A 19025-nucleotide genomic window follows, 5' to 3' on the forward strand; every position below is an offset into this window, starting at 1 on the left:
ATTCTAGCTGATCAGCCCCCAAGGTATTGCTCTGTGACAGGTTTGTGCGGATTGTTCCTACACCTTAGAGAGCACTCCGCTAGTCTTGTGACAACTTGCCAGGGAGCTCTCCATGTTCGAATCTGCGGAAATCGGTCATTTCATAGACAAAGAAACCTACGAAAGAGAGGCTCCTGCCTTACGTGAGGCGTTGCTTGAAGTTCAGTTTGAGCTTCACCAACAGAAGAATGCTGCGGTGATTGTGCTGATCAACGGCATTGAAGGAGCCGGCAAGGGTGAAACGGTCAAGTTGCTCAACGAGTGGATGGACCCGCGCCTGATTGAGGTACGCACCTTTGACCGCCAGACCGACGAAGAGCTGGCGCATCCACCGGCCTGGCGTTATTGGCGGTTGCTCCCGGCCAAAGGCCGCATGGGTGTGTTCTTTGGCAACTGGTACAGCCAGATGTTGCAAGGTCGGGTGCACGGCCTGTTCAACAACGCGGTGCTTGATCAGGCGATCAATGGTGCCGAGCGTCTGGAAAAAATGCTTTGCGATGAAGGTGCGATCATTTTCAAGTTCTGGTTTCACTTGTCCAAAAAACAAATGAAGGCGCGCTTGCACACACTTAAGGACGATCCGTTGCACAGCTGGCGCATCAGCCCGCTCGACTGGCAGCAGTCAAAGACGTATGAAAAATTTGTGCGCTATGGCGAGCGAGCCATTCGCCGCACCAGCCGTGACTATGCCCCGTGGAACATTGTCGAGGGTGTTGATCCGTACTATCGCAGCCTTACGGTGGGCAAAATCCTGCTGGAAGGGCTGCAGGCAGCGCTCAATGCGCCCCCCGTCACGGCGCACTCTACCCATGAAGCGCCTTTTATCGACGACTTCAGTGGCGTGAGCCTGCTTGATTGCCTGGACATGAGCTTGCGCCTGGGCAAGAACGATTACGAGGAGCAACTGATTACCGAGCAGGCCCGCTTGTCAGGGCTGATGCGTGACAAGCGCATGCGTCGCCACGCACTCATTGCAGTATTTGAAGGCAACGACGCCGCCGGTAAAGGGGGCTCGATACGCCGGGTAGCGGCTGCGCTGGACCCGCGTCAATACGACATCGTGCCCATTGCGGCACCTTCGGAAGACGAGCGTGCGCAACCCTATCTCTGGCGCTTTTGGCGACAAATTCCGGCACGGGGCAAATTCACCATCTTCGACCGCTCCTGGTATGGCCGGGTACTGGTTGAGCGGGTCGAGGGGTTTTGTACGCGGGTCGACTGGATGCGTGCTTATGGCGAGATCAACGACTTTGAAGAACAACTGACCAATGCGGGAGCGATCGTCGTCAAGTTCTGGTTGGCAATCGACAAGGACACGCAGCTGGAGCGCTTCCAGGAGCGTGAACAAATCCCCTTCAAACGCTTCAAAATTACCGAAGACGACTGGCGCAACCGGGAAAAATGGGACCTGTATCGGCGTGCAGTGTGCGACATGGTTGACCGTACCAGCACTGAAATCTCGCCCTGGACACTGGTCGAAGCCAATGACAAGCGCTGGGCGCGGGTCAAGGTGTTACGCACGATCAACGAAGCCCTGGAAGCGGCCTTCGACAAGCGCGATAAACACGATAAAAAGCGTAAGAAGTAAGGTGTTTTGAACCCGCGCCTGGGCTTCTCCTGCCGGAGAAGCCCAGGCTAACGCGGCTTAATGCTTGCCAGGCCCCAGCATGTTTTCCGGGCGTACCCACTGATCGAACTCGGCATCAGTGAGATAGCCAAGCTCCAGTGCCGCTTCGCGCAAGGTTAAATCCTCGGCATAGGCTTTCTTGGCGATTTCGGCAGATTTGTCATAGCCGATGTGAGGGTTGAGCGCCGTCACCAGCATCAGCCCCCGCTCCAGGTGCTCGGCCATTTTTGCGGCATCCGGTTCAAGACCTGTAACGCAGTGTTTTTGGAAGTTACTGCAGCCGTCCCCCAGCAACTGGATGGACTGCAACAGGTTATGGATGATCACGGGCTTGTACACGTTCAGTTGCAGATGCCCCTGGCTGGCGGCAAAACCGATCGCCACATCATTGCCCATGACCTGGCAGGCCAGCATGGACAGCGCCTCGCATTGGGTCGGGTTGACCTTGCCCGGCATGATGGAGCTGCCGGGCTCGTTGGCCGGCAGCTTGATTTCGGCCAGCCCGGCCCGTGGCCCGGAACCCAGCAGGCGAAAGTCATTGGCCAGCTTCATCAAGGTCACGGCGAGGGTCTTGAGCGCACCCGACAAAGTGGTCAGTGGTTCGTGCCCGGCCAGGGCGGCAAACTTGTTCGGTGCAGTGACAAACGGCAAGCCGGACAGGGCGGCGACTTCAGCGGCGATGGCTTCAGCAAAACCGTGGGGGGCGTTAAGCCCGGTGCCGACGGCAGTGCCGCCCTGGGCCAGTTCGCAGACGGCCGGCAAGGCTGCACGGATGGCCCGCTCGGCGTAGTCCAGCTGTGCGACGTACGCTGACAGCTCTTGGCCAAAAGTAATCGGCGTGGCATCCATCATGTGGGTACGGCCGGTTTTAACCAGCTTCATGTGGCGCGCCGACAACTCGGCCAACCCCCCGGACAATTCATTGATGGCAGGCAGCAGATGCTCATTGACCGCTTTGGCGGCGGCAATGTGCATGGCGGTCGGGAAACAGTCATTCGAGCTTTGCGAGCGATTGACATGGTCATTGGGGTGGACCGGCGACTTGCCCCCCCGACCTTTGCCTGCCAGCTCATTGGCTCGTCCGGCAATCACTTCGTTGGCATTCATGTTGCTCTGGGTGCCGCTACCGGTTTGCCACACAACCAGCGGAAACTGGTCGTCGTGTTCGCCATCGAGTATCTCGTCGGCGGCCTGTTCGATCAGGCGGGCGATATCGGCAGGCAGGTCACCGTTGCGGTCGTTGACCCGTGCGGCGGCTTTTTTGATCAACACCAGGGCATGCAGCACGGCAAGCGGCATTTTTTCCTTGCCGATTGCAAAATTGATCAGCGACCGCTGGGTTTGGGCGCCCCAATAGGCCTCATCGGCGACGCTAACTTCACCCAGACTGTCGGTTTCGATACGGCTCATCGTCACTTTCTCCTTAAGGTCTGACCAGACAGCTTAGGCGTAGATTGCGGGCAGGGGTTCAATCTTGTGTTTAGAGGGCTTTTGGTCGGTTGATGAGAACGTCTATCAGTCTCGGGGTTGAGTGACGCACTTTGTTAGGCGCAGAATGGGCGCCCTTGGGGTTCTGCCTCGCTTGCTAGAAAAGGAAACTCGATGACCCGTCTTCGCGCCATCTGTACTGCGGTTGCTCTGGTTTGCGCCAGCGGCCAGGTTTTCGCCGATACCGCCAGTCACGCCGCCAGTGCTGAAACGTTCCTGAAGCTGGCACATGCCGACAAGCTGGGTACCCCGGTGTACATGCAAGTGCAGCAAATGTTTGCTCAGCGTTTTGAGCAGACAAAGGCACCTGCTTCCAAGAAAGCCTTGCTGGAAACCTACCAGGCCAAAGCCAACACGGCTCTGGATCAGGCCATTGGCTGGGACAAGCTGAAACCGGACATGGTCAAGCTGTACACCACCAACTTCAGCGAATCCGAACTCAAGGATCTGGTGGCGTTCTATCAGTCGCCCCTGGGCAAAAAAGTCCTGGAAAAAATGCCGCAGCTGACCCAGCAATCGGCGCAAATGACCCAGGCCAAGCTGGAAGGCGCAGTGCCGGTCGTCAACAAGTTGCTTGAAGACATGACGACAGAACTGGCGCCAAAAGCGGCCCCGGCCAAAAAGAAGTAAGCGGAGCCTGAATGGACATGCAACATCGTATCGAATTGGCGCTTGGCGCATTGCAACCCGAGCATCTGAGCGTGCTGGATGAAAGCCACATGCACAGTCGCGGGCTACAGACCCACTTCAAGGCGGTGGTGGTCAGCGAGCAGTTCACCGGGCTCAACCGGGTCAAGCGTCACCAGAAGGTTTACGCCGCACTGGGTGACCTGATGGGCGAATTCCATGCGTTGGCCTTGCACACATACACGCCTGAGGAATGGGCAGAAATCGGCACAGCCCCGGCCTCGCCGACCTGTGCCGGCGGTGGGCACTGAGTTAGCGCAGTCAGCTGGCTTTTTGTTAGAATCTGCAACGCGCCGCTTAGTCGGCGCGTTTTTTTTGCATCCGGTTCACCCTTTACGAGGGTAGCCACCTGGAGAGAGACGCGATGACATCGCCGATTGTAGTAGCTGCACTGTACAAATTCGTCACCCTTGAAGATTACGTCGAACTGCGTGAGCCCTTGCTCAAGGCCATGGTCGATAACGGCATCAAGGGGACATTGCTGATTGCCGAAGAAGGTATCAACGGCACTGTATCCGGTAGCCGCGAAGGAATTGACGGGCTGATGGACTGGTTGAAGTCCGACCCGCGCATGATCGACATCGATCACAAGGAATCCTACTGCGATGACCAGCCGTTCTACCGGACCAAGGTCAAACTGAAGAAAGAAATCGTCACCCTCGGCGTAGAAGGCGTAGATCCGAACAAAAAAGTCGGAACCTATGTTGACCCCGAGAACTGGAACGCGCTGATCAGCGATCCAGAGGTGCTGCTGATCGATACCCGTAATGATTACGAAGTGTCCATCGGTACGTTTGAGGGGGCAATTGACCCCAAGACCACCAGCTTTCGCGAGTTTCCCGACTACATCAAGGCCAACTTCGACCCGGCCAGGCACAAGAAAGTCGCCATGTTCTGCACCGGTGGCATTCGCTGTGAAAAAGCTTCGAGCTACATGCTCAGCCAAGGGTTTGACGAGGTGTATCACCTTAAGGGCGGGATCCTGAAGTACCTCGAAGAAGTGCCGCAGGAAGAAACCAAATGGCAGGGCGACTGCTTCGTGTTTGATAATCGTGTCACCGTGCGTCACGATTTGAGCGAAGGCGAATACGACCAGTGCCACGCCTGCCGCACCCCGATCAGCGCGGCCGACCGCGAGTCCGAGCACTATCAGCCGGGTATCAGTTGCCCGTATTGCTGGGACAAACTGAGCGAGAAGACGCGGCGCAGTGCCATTGATCGCCAAAAGCAGATCGAACTGGCCAAGGCCCGCAATCAACCACATCCGATCGGTCATAACTACCGTAAACCTGCCGAGGCCTGATGATGTCTGCGCGCTTGCTCTATGTGATGGACCCGATGTGCTCGTGGTGCTGGGGTTTTTCACCCGTCGCCGAAGCCCTGGTAGAGCAGGCGCAGGCCGCAGGTGTCGAGTTGCACCTGGTGGTGGGTGGTCTGCGTACCGGCAGCGGCGCGTCAATGGACGCCGCAAAGCGTCGCTACATCCTTGAGCATTGGCAGGCCGTCGCAGACGCCACCGGTCAACCGTTTACCTTTGAAGGTGCTTTGTCCGAGGGCTTTGTGTACGACACCGAGCCCGCTTGTCGGGCATTGGTGGCAGCCCGCAGTCTGGCCCCCGATTGCGCCTGGAAACTGGTAAAGCTGATCCAGCAGGCGTTTTACATGCAGGGTCGGGATGTCACTCAAGCCAGTGTCCTGGTTGAGCTGGCAGAGGCATCAGGGTTGCCGCGTATCGAGTTTGCGGCAGCCTTTGACACTGCGGAACAACACGCCGCCACCGCTGCCGACTTCAGTTGGGTGCAAGACCTGGGCATTGCCGGGTTCCCGACCTTGCTGGCTGAGCGCGACGGGCAACTCGCGTTACTGACCAACGGTTATCAACCGCTTGGGCCTTTGTCGGACTTGCTCGGTCGCTGGCTAGAACGCGCTACGCGTGTTTGATCCTTCTGAGGTGCCGCCTTGCGGAAAAACACCGGATCGCCTGACTTGGGGCGAGATCCGGCGCTTGGCCCTGCGCCATAAAAAAGCCTTGTGGATTGCCAACGGGGTCGCCGTACTGGCCACCTTGTGCAGTGTTCCCATCCCCTTGCTGCTGCCCTTGCTGGTCGATGAGGTGTTGCTGGGCAATGGCGATGCGGCCCTGAAAATCATGAATCACGCGTTGCCACAGGCCTGGCAAGGCGCGGTGGGCTATATCGGCCTGATGCTGGCGATTACCCTTGTGCTGCGTTGCGGAGCGTTGCTGTTCAACGTGCTTCAGGCCCGGCTGTTTTCGAGCCTGGCCAAGGATATTGTGTTTCGCATCCGCTTGCGTTTGATCGAGCGCCTGAAGCGCATTTCGCTGGCCGAGTACGAAAGCCTGGGTAGCGGCACCGTGACCACGCACCTGGTCACGGATCTGGATACGCTGGACAAGTTTGTCGGTGAGACGCTGAGCCGCTTTCTGGTCGCCATGCTCACGCTGGTGGGGACTTCGGCGATTTTGCTGTGGATGCACTGGCAACTGGCGCTGCTGATCCTGCTGTTCAACCCGTTGGTGATTTACGCCACGGTGCAATTGGGCAAGCGCGTCAAACACCTGAAAAAACTGGAAAACGACAGCACGGCACGCTTTACCCAGGCCCTGACCGAAACCCTGGATGCCATTCAGGAAGTACGCGCAGGCAATCGCCAGGGGTTTTTCCTGGGTCGCTTGGGACAACGTGCTCGTGAAGTGCGTGACTTTGCGGTGGCTTCGCAGTGGAAAAGCGACGCTTCGAACCGGGCCAGCGGTTTGTTGTTCCAGTTCGGGATCGACATTTTCCGTGCGGCGGCGATGTTGACTGTGCTGTTTTCGGATCTGTCGATCGGCCAGATGCTCGCCGTGTTCAGTTATCTGTGGTTCATGATCGGTCCTGTCGAGCAATTGCTTAACTTGCAATACGCTTTTTATGCGGCAGGCGGGGCGGTGACGCGGATCAACCAGCTGTTGGCCCGTGCCGATGAACCGCAATATCCCGGCGGCGTGAATCCCTTTGCGGGGCTCCAGACCGTAGGCATAGAAGTGCGGGACCTGAGCTTCAGCTACGGCGAAGAAAAGGTGCTGGATCACCTGAACCTGAACATTGCAGCAGGTGAGAAGGTGGCCATTGTGGGAACCAGTGGCGGTGGCAAGAGCACGCTGGTGCAGCTGCTATTGGGGCTTTACACCCCACAGTCGGGAGATATTTACTTTGCCGGCGCCAGTCAGTCGCAAATTGGTCTGCAAACCATTCGCGAACACGTTGCCGTGGTACTGCAGCACCCGGCACTGTTCAACGACACGGTACGCGCCAACCTGACCATGGGCCGTGAGCGCTCTGACGAAGCCTGTTGGCGGGCGCTGGAAATCGCTCAGCTCGACGGCACCATTCTGAACCTGCCGCAAGGGCTGGACAGTATTGTCGGGCGTTCGGGTGTGCGCCTGTCGGGAGGTCAACGCCAGCGCCTGGCGATTGCCCGAATGGTCCTGGCCGAGCCTCGCGTGGTGATTCTCGATGAGGCCACCAGCGCGCTCGATGCGGCCACGGAATACAACCTGCATCACGCTTTGGGAAAATTCTTGAATGGTCGCACCACATTAATCATCGCTCATCGCCTGTCTGCGGTAAAACAGGCAGATCGGGTGCTGGTGTTTGATGGTGGACGCATTGCCGAAGAGGGTGATCACCAGCAGTTGATCGCCGATGGCGGCCTTTACGCAAGGCTGTACGGACACCTGCAACAGAACTGATGCCGGGCAGGCTTGCGGGCTGATTGGCTGACGTCTTTCAGGCATTTAGCTGTGCGTGGCAGGGACTGGCTGCAGGCTTTTTGCTAGTGCCCTTCCTGCCGTTGCTCTGTTATTCGCAAATTAGCCTAGGCTGATGTGTTGTGGAGAGGTTGTTCTCTGGTTTTTGACCGGTCAGCTGACGCAAAGGGAGCTCATGAAGCAAGAACGTACCCTCGACGCGCCGCGGTTGTTGGGCATTGTCTGGCCCTTTATCGCAGTCGTGCTGTTTCAGGCGTTATTGGGGTGTGTCAGCCTATACATGCTCTCGGCCGTGAGAGGCTATGTCGCAGGCGAGAGCTTATGGTCCAAGGGGCAAAAAGACGCCATCTACTTCCTCACACTGTATGCCGACGGCCAGGACCCGGCCATTTTCGCCAAATATGAACAAGCGATCAGGGTGCCCAAGGGCGGCTACGTCCTGCGTAAGGCGCTGGACCAGACGCCCCCTGATCTGGACGCTGCTCGCGAAGGTATTTTGCAGGGCGGCAATAGCCCGGAAGACGTCTCGAGCATTATCTGGTTCTACCGGTACTTTCGGAACTTCAGTTACCTGGACCGGGCCATTGAGAAATGGGTCGTGGGTGACAGCTATCTGGATCAGCTCGATGCGCTGGCCCGGGAAATACACCGGGATACATCTGCCCATCAAGCGAGCGCTGCCGATATCCAGCGCTGGAAGGCTGATATCTTCGCCATCAATGAAGGCGTCACGCCAACGGCCAAAGCCTTTAGCGACGCCTTGGGCGAAGGGTCGCGATTTATCCTGAACCTGTTGGTGTTGACGAATCTCGCTACTGCGCTTGGCCTGATTCTGCTGGCCCTGTTGCGCACACGCAAAATACTTGCCCAGCGCCGCGCATTTGCCGAAGCGTTGCAAATGGAAAGGGAGCGGGCGCAAATAACCCTGGAGTCCATTGGCGACGGGGTCATCAGCACGGACGTCAATGGCGCAATTGCCTACATGAACCCTGCAGCGGAGCAACTGACCCGCTGGAGGTCCGAGCATGCTCAGGGCATACCCTTGGCCGCGCTGTTCAAGTTGCTCGACGAAAATGCCCAGGATGATGGCTTCAAGTTGATCGACCGCATTCTCGGCGGCGAGCTGGGCAACCACAGTGAGCACGCCAAGCTGATTCAGCGCGCGGATGGCAGTACGGTTTCTGTCACGCTGGTGGGTGCCCCGATCCTTCACGCCGGACAAGTGAGCGGGGCCGTGCTGGTACTGCACGACATGACCCGTGAGCGGCAATACCTCGCCAATCTGTCCTGGCAGACGACCCATGACTCGCTGACAGGGCTGACCAATCGCCGTGAGTTTGAATACCGGCTGGAGCTGGTATTGCAAAACCTGGCTCGCCAGCAAGGCCGTCATGCCTTGCTGTATCTCGATCTTGACCAATTCAAACTGGTCAACGATACCTGCGGCCATGCGGCGGGCGATGAGCTTTTGCGTCACGTTTGTGCGTTGCTGCAAGCCGGTTTGCGTGAGGGAGACACGCTTGCGCGCCTCGGAGGAGATGAGTTTGGCATCCTGCTGGAAAACTGCCCGCCCGATGTCGCGGAGACAATCGCTGATGGCCTGCGCCAGACGGTACAGAGTTTGCATTTTGTCTGGAAGGGCCGGCCATTCCTGACCACCATCAGTATCGGACTGGTACACATTCACCTGGCCCCCGTAACGATTGAAGGCCTGCTGCAGGCAGCGGACATGGCGTGCTACATGGCCAAGGAGAAGGGCCGCAATCGGGTCCAGGTCTACCACGCCGATGACTCCGAGCTGTCTCTGCGTTTTGGCGAAATGGCATGGGTTCAGCGTTTGCATGTTGCCCTGGAAGACAACCGTTTTTGCCTGTATGCACAAGAAATTGCCGAGCTGGGTAGCACTCGGGACGCTGCTGGCCACATCGAGATTTTATTGCGTTTGTATGATGAAAGCGGGCGAATGATCTTGCCTGACAGTTTTATACCCGCCGCTGAGCGTTATGGCTTGATGTCTTCAATTGACCGTTGGGTGGTCGAAAACGTGTTCAGGATCATTTCTGAATGCGCAGCCCGGTCTCCGGGCCGTCCGATGGCGGTATGCGCTATCAACCTGTCGGGTACCACCATTGGTGACGAGGACTTTTTAGCGTTCCTGCATGAGCAGTTCGAATGTTATGGCGTCGCCCCCGAGATGATCTGTTTTGAAATTACCGAAACCAGTGCCATTGCCAATTTGGGCAGCGCGATTCGCTTTATCAATGATTTGAAGGGGCTGGGTTGCCAGTTTTCCCTGGATGATTTTTGTGCCGGTATGTCCTCGTTTGCCTACTTGAAGCATTTGCCGGTGGATTTTTTGAAAATTGATGGCAGCTTCGTCAGGGACATGCTCGATGACCCGATAAACCGGGCTATGGTTGAGGTCATCAATCACATTGGTCATGTGATGGGTAAACGTACGATTGCCGAGTTCGTCGAGAGCCCGCAAATTGAGCGGGCATTGATCGAGATCGGTGTCGATTTTGCCCAAGGGTATACAATTGAACGTCCAAAGTTATTCAACTGCGAAAGCTTGTTGTGTCGACCTGAGCGACGTAAATCCCAGGTTTTAAAGTCGCCAGGAGCGTTGCGTTGACAGCGCGCAGGATACTGAAACATCACCCATCAAAAGGAATTCGATAGTGATTGATGCATTCAACCGTACTGGGCCGCTCATGGAGCCAGCCAGTTATCCGGACTGGGCTCAGCAGTTGATTCGTGACTGTAGCGAGAGCAAGCGTCGGGTTGTCGAGCATGATTTTTACAGGCGCATGCGCGATAACACGCTGAGCCCCAAAACCTTGCGCTTGTATCTGATCGGCGGCTGGCCTGTAGTCGAGCAGTTTTCGTTGTATATGGGGCGTAATCTGGGCAAAACCCGTTATGGGCGTCATCCCGGCGAAGACAAGGCGCGTCGCTGGCTGATTCGTAATATACGGGTTGAGCTCAACCATGCCGATTACTGGGTGAACTGGGCCGGGGCACACGGCATAACCCTTGAAAAGATGAGCGCGCAGGACATTCCGGTTGAGTTTCAGGCGCTCAATGATTGGTGCTGGCACACCTGCGTGAGTGATTCTCTGGCGGTGGCCATGGCCGCAACCAACTATGCCATTGAAGGGGCGGTGGGCGAGTGGTCCGCGGTGGTGTGCTCCAGCCCTGTCTATGAGGAGTCATTTCCCCCTGAGGAGCGCAAGCGCGCAATGAAGTGGCTTAAAATGCACGCTCAGTATGATGATGAGCATCCGTGGGAGGCGCTGGACATCATTTGTACGCTGGCGGGCATGAACCCGAGCCGGGCGCTGCAGACGGAGCTTCGCAAGGCTATTTGCAAGAGTTATGACTACATGCACCTGTTTTTACAAAGCTGCCTGCAGTTCGAAAAGAACCTGGTGGTGTCTGAGCGACGGGAACTGGCTGAAGGTTGACTCCGGCCGGATCCGGCATAAAAAAACCGCAGGCTGCGCTTGTCGCAATCTGCGGTTTTTTATGTGGCCGTGTTATTGCGCGTCGAATGCCTGACCGTTGATTCCTGTGCTGTCAGGGCCCATCAGGTACAGGTAAACCGGCATGATTTCTTCCGGTTTCGGGTTGTTCTCGGGGTTTTCTCCCGGGTACGCCAGTGCGCGCATGCTGGTGCGAGTCGCACCAGGATTGATGCTGTTGGAACGCACGGCAGCCACACCGTCGACTTCGTCTGCCAGGGTTTGCATCAGACCTTCGGTGGCAAACTTTGACACGCCATATGCACCCCAGTAAGCGCGACCTTTGCGGCCGACGCTGCTGGAGGTGAATATCACCGAGGCGTCTTGCGACAGCTTGAGCAGAGGCAGCAGCGTGCTGGTGAGCATGAACATGGCGTTGACGTTAACCTGCATGACCCGCATGAAGTTTTCGCCTGACAGCTGTTCCAGGGGCGTGCGCGGGCCAATGATCGAGGCGTTGTGCAGCAGCCCGTCCAGGTGGCCGAATTCATTTTCGATCATCGCGGCCAGCTCATCGTATTGATGGGGCTGGGCCGTTTCGAGATTGAACGGTATCACTGCGGGTTGTGGGTGCCCGGCAGCTTCGATTTCGTCGTAAACCTGGCTCAGGTTGGCCTCGGTTTTACCCAGCAGCAGCACGGTCGCACCGTGGCTGGCATAGATTTTCGCAGCCGCAGCGCCAATGCCGCGACCCGCGCCTGTGACCAGAATCACCCGGCCTTGAAGCAGGTCGGGTCGGGCGGAGTAATCAAACATAAAAAACCTCAGCAGTATTCATCGATAGCCCGACGTGCATGTCAGCAGCTGCACATCGCGTTATCAAGGACTTTGCGCAACTCACTCGGGTGATCGACAACGATGTCGGCCCCCCAGTGATCCGGGTTGTCGTCCGGGTGGATATAGCCAAAGCGTACGGCGGCCGTCTTGGTCCCGGCATCGCGTCCGGACTCGATATCGCGCAGGTCATCGCCTACAAACAGCACGCTGGCCGGATCAAGATCGAGCAGCTTGCAGGCCAGTATCATCGGCTCGGGATCGGGCTTGCTGCGTGTTACGTGATCCGGGCAGATCAGCACCGCTGAGCGCTCGGCCAGGCCCAGTCGCTCCATGATGGGCTGAGCAAAGCGCACCGGTTTGTTGGTGACAACACCCCAGACCAGATGAGCTTTTTCGATATCGCTCAGCAATTGGGCCATGCCGTCAAACAGCCGGGTGTGCACCGCGCAATCGCGCTGGTAGCGCTCAAGGAACTCCAGGCGCAGCGCCTCGAAGCCCGGGGCTTGCGGGTCCATGTTGAAGGTAACGGCAACCATGGCGCGGGCGCCGCCGGAGATTTCATCGCGGATCAGTTTGTCTGCAAGAGGAGGCAGGTCGCGCTCGGCACGCATGGCCTGGCAGATGGCGATGAAATCCGGCGCGGTGTCGAGCAGGGTGCCGTCCATGTCAAAAAGAACTGCTCTTAAACGCATGTATTACTCCTCGCGAAGGGTCTGGATCATGTAGTTGACGTCAACATCGTCGGCCAGCTTGTAATGCTTGGTCAGCGGGTTGTAGGTCAGGCCTATGATGTCTTTGACGCTCAGGCCGGCCTGACGGCTCCAGGCACCCAGTTCGGATGGACGGATGAATTTTTTGAAGTCGTGTGTCCCGCGGGGGATCAGCTTCATGATGTATTCCGCGCCAATGATCGCGAACAGGTAGGATTTCGGGTTGCGGTTGATGGTCGAGAAGAAGACCTGGCCACCGGGCTTCACCATGCGATAGCACGCTTGAATCACTGAGGCAGGATCCGGAACGTGTTCCAGCATTTCAAGGCAGGTAACGACATCGAATTGCTCGGGCATTTCGACGGCCAGCTCCTCGGCGGTGATCTGCCGGTATTCAACACTCACCCCGGACTCGAGCTGATGCAGTTGCGCCACGGCCAGCGGGGCTTCGCCCATATCGATGCCCATTACGGTCGCACCGCGTTGAGCCATGGATTCGCTGAGAATGCCGCCGCCGCAACCGACGTCCAATACTTTTTTGCCTGCCAGTTGCACGCGCTCGTCAATCCAGTTGACGCGTAGCGGGTTGATATCGTGCAGCGGCTTGAACTCGCTTTCGCGATCCCACCAGCGATGGGCAAGGGCTTCGAATTTAGCGATCTCGGCGTGGTCGACGTTGCTCATGGGTCATTCCTCTAAAGCTGAAAAATCCTGGTAATGCTTCGGGCGCAGGCCCAAGCGTCTGAATCAGTGAGTATGGTTGCTGATGCGCTCGCCCCAGGCTTTGGCTGTTGCGCAGAGCTGTTGCTCGTCCATGCGGGTCAGGCGGCCATCGTCCAGCAATTGTTTGCCGGCAACCCAGACGTGTTTCACGCAATCGCGGCCGCAGGCATAGATCAATTGTGAAACAGGGTCGTAGACGGGTTGCTGGGCCAGCCCGGAGAGGTCGAACGCAACCAGGTCGGCCGCCTTGCCCTTCTCGATCGAGCCGATATCATTTTCAAGGCCCAGGGCGCGGGCGCCGTTCAGGGTTGCCATGCGCAGGGCGCGGTGGGCATCCAGGGCGGTGGCCGAACCTGCGACGGCTTTGGCCAGCAGGGCGGCGGTGCGAGTTTCGCCAAGCAGGTCGAGGTCATTGTTGCTGGCCGCGCCGTCGGTGCCGACCGCGACATTGACTCCCGCTTGCCACAGGCGTTCTACAGGGCAGAAACCGCTGGCCAGCTTGAGATTGGACTCGGGGCAATGAATCACGCAGGCGTTACTTTCAACCAGCATGGCCAGGTCGTCGTCGCTGATCTGGGTCATATGCACGGCCTGGAAGCGGGGCCCCAGCATGCCCAGTCGGGCAAGACGGGCCATGGGGCGCTCGCCATTGAGTTCGACAGCCTGCTGCACTTCGAAAGCGGTTTCATGCACATGCATCTGAATGGCTGCGTCAAGCTCGTCGGCGATGATCCGGACTTTTTCGAGATTTTCGTCGCTGACGGTGTAGGGCGCATGAGGGCCGAAAGCGATTTTTATCCTCGAATGGTGTTTCAGGTCGCCGAACAATTCGATGGCCTGGCGCAGGGCCTCATCGGCCGAGCTTGCACCGGGGATCGGAAAGTCGAGGATCGGAATCGCAATTTGTGCGCGGATGCCGCTGTTGTGCACGCGTTCGGTCGCGATCCCGGGGTAGAAATACATGTCGCTGAAACACGTGATTCCCCCCTTCAGTTGCTCGGCAATGGCTAGGTCGGTGCCATCGCGTACGAAGCCTTCATCGACCCATTTGGCCTCTGCCGGCCAGATATGTTGCTCTAGCCATGTCATCAAAGGCAGGTCGTCGGCCATGCCGCGGAACAGCGTCATGGCGGCATGGCCGTGGGCGTTGATCAGGCCCGGGCCGAGCAGCGTGTCGGGCAGCTCGCGGGTTTCGAGGGCGGTGTACTGCAAGGCTTCGTGGCGTGGACCAATGAACACGATCCGCCCGTCCCGGATGCCGACCCCGTGGTCCTTGAGGACGACACCGGCAGGTTCGACCGGCACGAGCCAGGTAGGCAAGAGTAGTAAGTCGAGGGGCGTGGTCGGTGTCGGCATCAAAAACGGCTTCCAGTGCTTTCTAAAAGGAGACGAAGTATACCCGAGCGCCTTACAGGTGGGCTCGCTATAATCGGCGGCTTTGTTTCTGGGTTTGGGGGAAGGCATGCGCGATCGACTGTTGGCGGCGGAAAAGGTTAAGTCCATCGATTGGCGGGGTGAAGCCCTTTACCTGCTGGATCAGCGCAGTCTGCCCTTTGAGGAAAACTGGCTGGCATGCGCGGATGCGCAGGGTGTCGCCGAGGCGATCCGCGACGCAGTGGTGCGCGGTGCGCCCGCGATTGGTATAGCCGCGGCCTATGGTGTGGTGCTGGCGGCGCGTGAGCGAAAGGCTGCCGGAGGTGACTGGGTAGCAGCACTGGAAGACGACTTCACGTTGCTGGCCGATTCTCGCCCGATGGCAGCGAACCTGACCTGGGCCTTGAACCGGATGCGTGACCGGTTGCGGCGAATCCAGGCCAGCGCTGATGCGCTTCAGGTGCTTGAAGCTGAGGCGGTCTCGATTCATGAGAGTGATCGTGAGGCCAATCTGACGATGGCGCAACTGGGTGTCGAGCTGATTCGTCGGCACCAGGGAAATGCGCAGGCCGTGCTGACCCACTGCAACACCGGTGCGTTGGCAACCGGTGGTTTCGGGACGGCGCTGGGAGTGATTCGGGCGGCCTGGCTGGACGGCATGATCGAGCAGGTTTACGCAGGCGAAACCCGGCCCTGGTTGCAAGGTTCCCGCCTGACCGCGTGGGAGCTGGAGAGCGAGGGTATCCCGGTGGCGCTCAATGTCGACTCGGCGGCGGCGCATATCATGAAAACCAAGGGTGTGACGTGGGTGATTGTGGGAGCGGACATTATTACCGCCAACGGTGATGTGGCGAACAGGATAGGCACGTACCAATTGGCGGTTAACGCCATGCACCACGGTGTGCGCTTTATGGTGGTTGCCCCCAGCGCTACGATCGACATGGCACTGGCCAGCGGTGAGGACATTGCCCTTGAAGAGCGTGACGGCAGCGAGCTGCTGGATGTAGGTGGCGTTCGGGTGGGTGCCAATGTCCGGGGGTTCAACCCGGTGTTTGATGTGACGCCGGCCGATCTGATCGACGTCATCGTGACCGAGAAGGGTATTGTCGAGCGTCCGGATGCGGCAAAAATGGCGCAGCTGATGTGTCGCAAGCGTTTGCATTGAGGTGCATCGCGGCCGCATGAAGCAGTCAATCACGAGCCTGGTGGCGCGGGTCATTTGCCGCTCTCGGCCCCTCTGAGCGCGCTCAGGCCGATAACCGGCTCGCTTACTGTGATCCATGCGCATCTGAGGGATAGGTGCGTGGCGGCGTTTGTGATAACATTCGGCGGTTTCCAGGGTGGCCCACAATGGTTGCCCTTACTGCGCAAATCCGTAGCATAACTCGTTGATTTGTCGTAAGTCGTTGCATGGCACGTGGTCAGCAGCGGCGAGCTTCGTTCGTCCCGAATGGATGTGGCGAAGTTTCACCCGAAAAAGGAATCAGGCTTCTCATGGGCGAACTGGCCAAAGAAATCCTCCCGGTCAATATCGAAGACGAGCTGAAACAGTCCTACCTCGACTACGCGATGAGCGTAATTGTCGGGCGGGCGCTTCCTGATGCACGCGATGGCTTGAAGCCCGTGCACCGGCGCGTGCTGTTTGCGATGAGCGAACTGAATAACGACTGGAACAAGCCGTACAAGAAATCTGCCCGTGTGGTCGGTGACGTGATCGGTAAGTATCACCCGCACGGTGATACCGCGGTTTACGACACCATCGTTCGAATGGCTCAGCCATTCTCCCTGCGCTACCTGCTGGTAGATGGTCAGGGCAACTTCGGTTCGGTCGACGGCGACAACGCTGCGGCCATGCGATACACCGAAGTGCGCATGACCAAGTTGGCCCACGAGTTGCTGGCCGACTTGCACAAAGAGACCGTGGACTGGGTGCCGAACTACGACGGCACGGAAATGATCCCGGCGGTCATGCCGACGCGAATTCCCAACTTGCTGGTCAACGGCTCCAGCGGCATCGCCGTGGGCATGGCCACCAACATCCCGCCGCACAACCTTGGTGAAGTCATCGATGGTTGCCTGGCACTCATCGACAACCCTGAGTTGAGCATCGATGAGCTGATGCAGTACATCCCCGGTCCGGACTTCCCGACCGCTGCGATCATCAACGGTCGTGCCGGCATCATCGAAGCCTACCGCACCGGGCGTGGCCGTATTTACATGCGTGCCCGCTCGATCATCGAAGATATCGACAAGGTCGGTGGCCGTCAGCAGATCGTCATTACCGAACTCCCTTACCAGTTGAACAAGGCGCGATTGATCGAGAAGATCGCCGAGCTGGTTAAAGAGAAGAAGCTTGAAGGCATCACCGAGCTGCGTGACGAGTCCGACAAGGACGGCATGCGCGTCGTGATCGAACTGCGTCGCGGCGAAGTACCTGAGGTGATCCTCAACAACCTCTACGCCCAGACCCAGCTGCAAGCGGTGTTCGGTATCAATATCGTCGCGCTGATCGATGGCCGTCCACGCATCCTGAACCTCAAGGATCTGCTGGAAGCCTTCGTTCGTCACCGTCGCGAAGTGGTTACCCGTCGTACCGTATTCGAGCTGCGCAAGGCCCGTGAACGCGGCCATATCCTTGAAGGCCAGGCTGTAGCCTTGTCCAACATCGATCCGGTCATCGCGCTGATCAAGGCTTCGCCAACGCCATCGGAAGCCAAGGAAGCGCTGGTCAGCACGCCTTGGGAGTCGAGTGCGGTGGTTGCAATGGTCGAACGTGCCGGTGCCGATTCGTGCCGTCCAGACAACCTTGACCCGCAATACGGTCTGCGTGAAGGCAAGTACTTCCTGTCGCCGGAGCAGGCTCAAGCCATTCTGGAGCTGCGTCTGCATCGCCTGACCGGTCTGGAGCACGAAAAGCTGCTGGCCGAGTATCAAGAGATCCTCAACCAGATCGGCGAACTGATCCGCATCCTCAACAGCTCTACGCGTTTGATGGAAGTGATCCGTGAAGAGCTGGAACTGATCCGTGCCGAATACGGCGATGTGCGTCGTACCGAAATTCTCGATGCCCGTCTCGATCTGACCCTGGGTGACATGATCCCGGAAGAAGAGCGCGTTGTGACCATCTCCCACGGTGGTTATGCCAAGACCCAGCCATTGGCTGCGTACCAGGCCCAGCGTCGTGGCGGTAAAGGCAAGTCGGCAACTGGCGTCAAGGATGAGGACTACATCGCTCACCTGCTGGTTGCCAACAGCCACACCACGCTGTTGCTGTTCTCCAGCAAAGGCAAGGTGTACTGGCTCAAAACCTATGAAATTCCGGAAGCTTCCCGGGCTGCGCGGGGTCGTCCGCTGGTCAACCTGCTGCCGCTGGGCGAGGGTGAATACATCACCACCATGCTGCCGGTCGAGGAGTACACCGAAGGTCACTTCATCTTCATGGCAACCGCTAACGGCACCGTGAAGAAGACCCCTCTGGAATCCTTCAGCCGTCAACGCAGCGTCGGTCTGATCGCGCTGGAACTGGACGAAGGCGACGTGCTGATCAGTGCTGCCATCACCGATGGCGAGCGCGAAGTCATGCTGTTCTCCGATGGTGGCAAGGTGACACGCTTCAAGGAATCCGACGTACGTGCCATGGGCCGTACGGCTCGCGGTGTGCGCGGCATGCGTCTGCCGGAAGGGCAGAAGCTGATTTCGATGCTGATCCCTGAAGAAGGCAGCCAGATCCTCACCGCTTCGGCGCGTGGTTACGGCAAGCGCACGGCCATCAGCGAGTTCCCTGAATACAAGCGTGGCGGTCAGGGTGTTATTGCCATGGTCAGCAACGATCGTAATGGCCGTCTGGTCGGTGCGGTTCAGGTTCAGGACGGGGAAGAAATCATGCTGATTTCCGACCAGGGCACTCTGGTGCGTACTCGTGTCGACGAAGTGTCAAGCCTGGGGCGTAACACTCAGGGCGTCACCCTGATCAAGCTTGCCAGTGATGAAACGCTGGTCGGGCTGGAGCGCGTTCAGGAACCGTCGGAAGTCGAGGGTGAAGAACTCGAAGGTGAAGGCGAGGAGGGTGTCGAGCTTGAATGCGAGCAACCAGTAGACGCTGGCGCTGACGAAGAAGCACCGCAGGTGTAAGCGGACACACAGGGGGGGCGGATGAAAATTCGCCCCCTTGTTGTATGTCCCGTATGAAAGTATCGACCACCTGCAGGAGCGAGCTTGCTCGCGATAGCAGCAACGCGGTTTGCCGTTCGGGCCGCAGTTCGCTCCGCATCAGGTCAGTGTCGACTGATATCATGATTTATCGCGTG

Annotated in this window: 15 protein-coding genes; 10 read left to right on the forward strand and 5 right to left on the reverse strand. The window is 58.2% G+C overall.

Features of this window, described 5'->3' with window-relative positions:
* Positions 1-112 precede the first annotated feature (112 nt).
* Positions 113-1627: a polyphosphate:AMP phosphotransferase gene (gene pap, locus DQN55_RS07670; RefSeq protein WP_048382516.1), complete on the forward strand. Its 1515-nt coding sequence runs from the start codon at positions 113-115 to the stop codon at positions 1625-1627.
* A gap of 57 nt (positions 1628-1684) precedes the next feature.
* Here the strand turns inward: pap and DQN55_RS07675 are convergent, their stop codons facing one another.
* Positions 1685-3076, reverse strand: coding sequence for a class II fumarate hydratase (locus tag DQN55_RS07675; RefSeq protein ID WP_048382517.1), 1392 nt, complete (start codon positions 3074-3076; stop codon positions 1685-1687).
* A gap of 192 nt (positions 3077-3268) precedes the next feature.
* Between DQN55_RS07675 and DQN55_RS07680 the strand changes: the two genes are divergently transcribed.
* The 7 genes from DQN55_RS07680 (at position 3269) to DQN55_RS07710 (ending at position 11077) form a co-directional block, all read left to right on the forward strand.
* Positions 3269-3784: a DUF2059 domain-containing protein gene (locus DQN55_RS07680; RefSeq protein ID WP_048382518.1), complete on the forward strand. Its 516-nt coding sequence runs from the start codon at positions 3269-3271 to the stop codon at positions 3782-3784.
* A gap of 11 nt (positions 3785-3795) precedes the next feature.
* Positions 3796-4092, forward strand: coding sequence for a BolA family protein (locus DQN55_RS07685; RefSeq protein ID WP_048382519.1), 297 nt, complete (start codon positions 3796-3798; stop codon positions 4090-4092).
* Positions 4093-4205: 113 nt separating this feature from the next.
* The gene (trhO, locus tag DQN55_RS07690; RefSeq protein WP_048382520.1) at positions 4206-5144 is read left to right on the forward strand and encodes an oxygen-dependent tRNA uridine(34) hydroxylase TrhO; all 939 of its coding nucleotides are present in this window, start codon (positions 4206-4208) and stop codon (positions 5142-5144) included.
* A 2-nt stretch (positions 5145-5146) separates the two neighbouring features.
* Positions 5147-5782: a DsbA family protein gene (locus tag DQN55_RS07695; RefSeq protein ID WP_048382521.1), complete on the forward strand. Its 636-nt coding sequence runs from the start codon at positions 5147-5149 to the stop codon at positions 5780-5782.
* Positions 5783-5792: 10 nt separating this feature from the next.
* Positions 5793-7592, forward strand: coding sequence for an ABC transporter ATP-binding protein (locus DQN55_RS07700; RefSeq protein WP_172601049.1), 1800 nt, complete (start codon positions 5793-5795; stop codon positions 7590-7592).
* A 193-nt stretch (positions 7593-7785) separates the two neighbouring features.
* Positions 7786-10245 (forward strand): EAL domain-containing protein, encoded by a 2460-nt coding sequence (locus tag DQN55_RS07705; RefSeq protein ID WP_048382523.1) that lies wholly within the window; start codon positions 7786-7788, stop codon positions 10243-10245.
* 46 nt (positions 10246-10291) lie between these two features.
* On the forward strand, positions 10292-11077 hold the full coding sequence (locus DQN55_RS07710; RefSeq protein WP_048382524.1) for a TenA family transcriptional regulator: 786 nt from the start codon (positions 10292-10294) through the stop codon (positions 11075-11077).
* Positions 11078-11149: 72 nt separating this feature from the next.
* Here the strand turns inward: DQN55_RS07710 and DQN55_RS07715 are convergent, their stop codons facing one another.
* From DQN55_RS07715 to DQN55_RS07730, 4 genes are all read right to left on the reverse strand, one after another.
* A complete protein-coding gene (locus DQN55_RS07715; protein ID WP_048382525.1) occupies positions 11150-11890 on the reverse strand; it encodes a YciK family oxidoreductase in 741 nt (246 codons plus the stop codon).
* A 41-nt stretch (positions 11891-11931) separates the two neighbouring features.
* Positions 11932-12603, reverse strand: coding sequence for an N-acetylmuramic acid 6-phosphate phosphatase MupP (mupP, locus tag DQN55_RS07720; RefSeq protein ID WP_048382526.1), 672 nt, complete (start codon positions 12601-12603; stop codon positions 11932-11934).
* 3 nt (positions 12604-12606) lie between these two features.
* Positions 12607-13305, reverse strand: coding sequence for a bifunctional 2-polyprenyl-6-hydroxyphenol methylase/3-demethylubiquinol 3-O-methyltransferase UbiG (ubiG, locus tag DQN55_RS07725; protein WP_048382527.1), 699 nt, complete (start codon positions 13303-13305; stop codon positions 12607-12609).
* 63 nt (positions 13306-13368) lie between these two features.
* Positions 13369-14700: a TRZ/ATZ family hydrolase gene (locus DQN55_RS07730; RefSeq protein WP_048382528.1), complete on the reverse strand. Its 1332-nt coding sequence runs from the start codon at positions 14698-14700 to the stop codon at positions 13369-13371.
* Positions 14701-14806: 106 nt separating this feature from the next.
* Between DQN55_RS07730 and mtnA the strand changes: the two genes are divergently transcribed.
* Complete coding sequence (gene mtnA, locus DQN55_RS07735) at positions 14807-15883, forward strand: S-methyl-5-thioribose-1-phosphate isomerase (protein ID WP_048382613.1); 1077 nt, start codon at positions 14807-14809, stop codon at positions 15881-15883.
* A 329-nt stretch (positions 15884-16212) separates the two neighbouring features.
* Positions 16213-18849, forward strand: coding sequence for a DNA gyrase subunit A (gyrA, locus tag DQN55_RS07740; RefSeq protein ID WP_048382529.1), 2637 nt, complete (start codon positions 16213-16215; stop codon positions 18847-18849).
* Positions 18850-19025 lie beyond the last annotated feature (176 nt).

The organism is Pseudomonas taetrolens (assembly GCF_900475285.1).
Taxonomy (GTDB): Bacteria; Pseudomonadota; Gammaproteobacteria; order Pseudomonadales; family Pseudomonadaceae; genus Aquipseudomonas; species Aquipseudomonas taetrolens.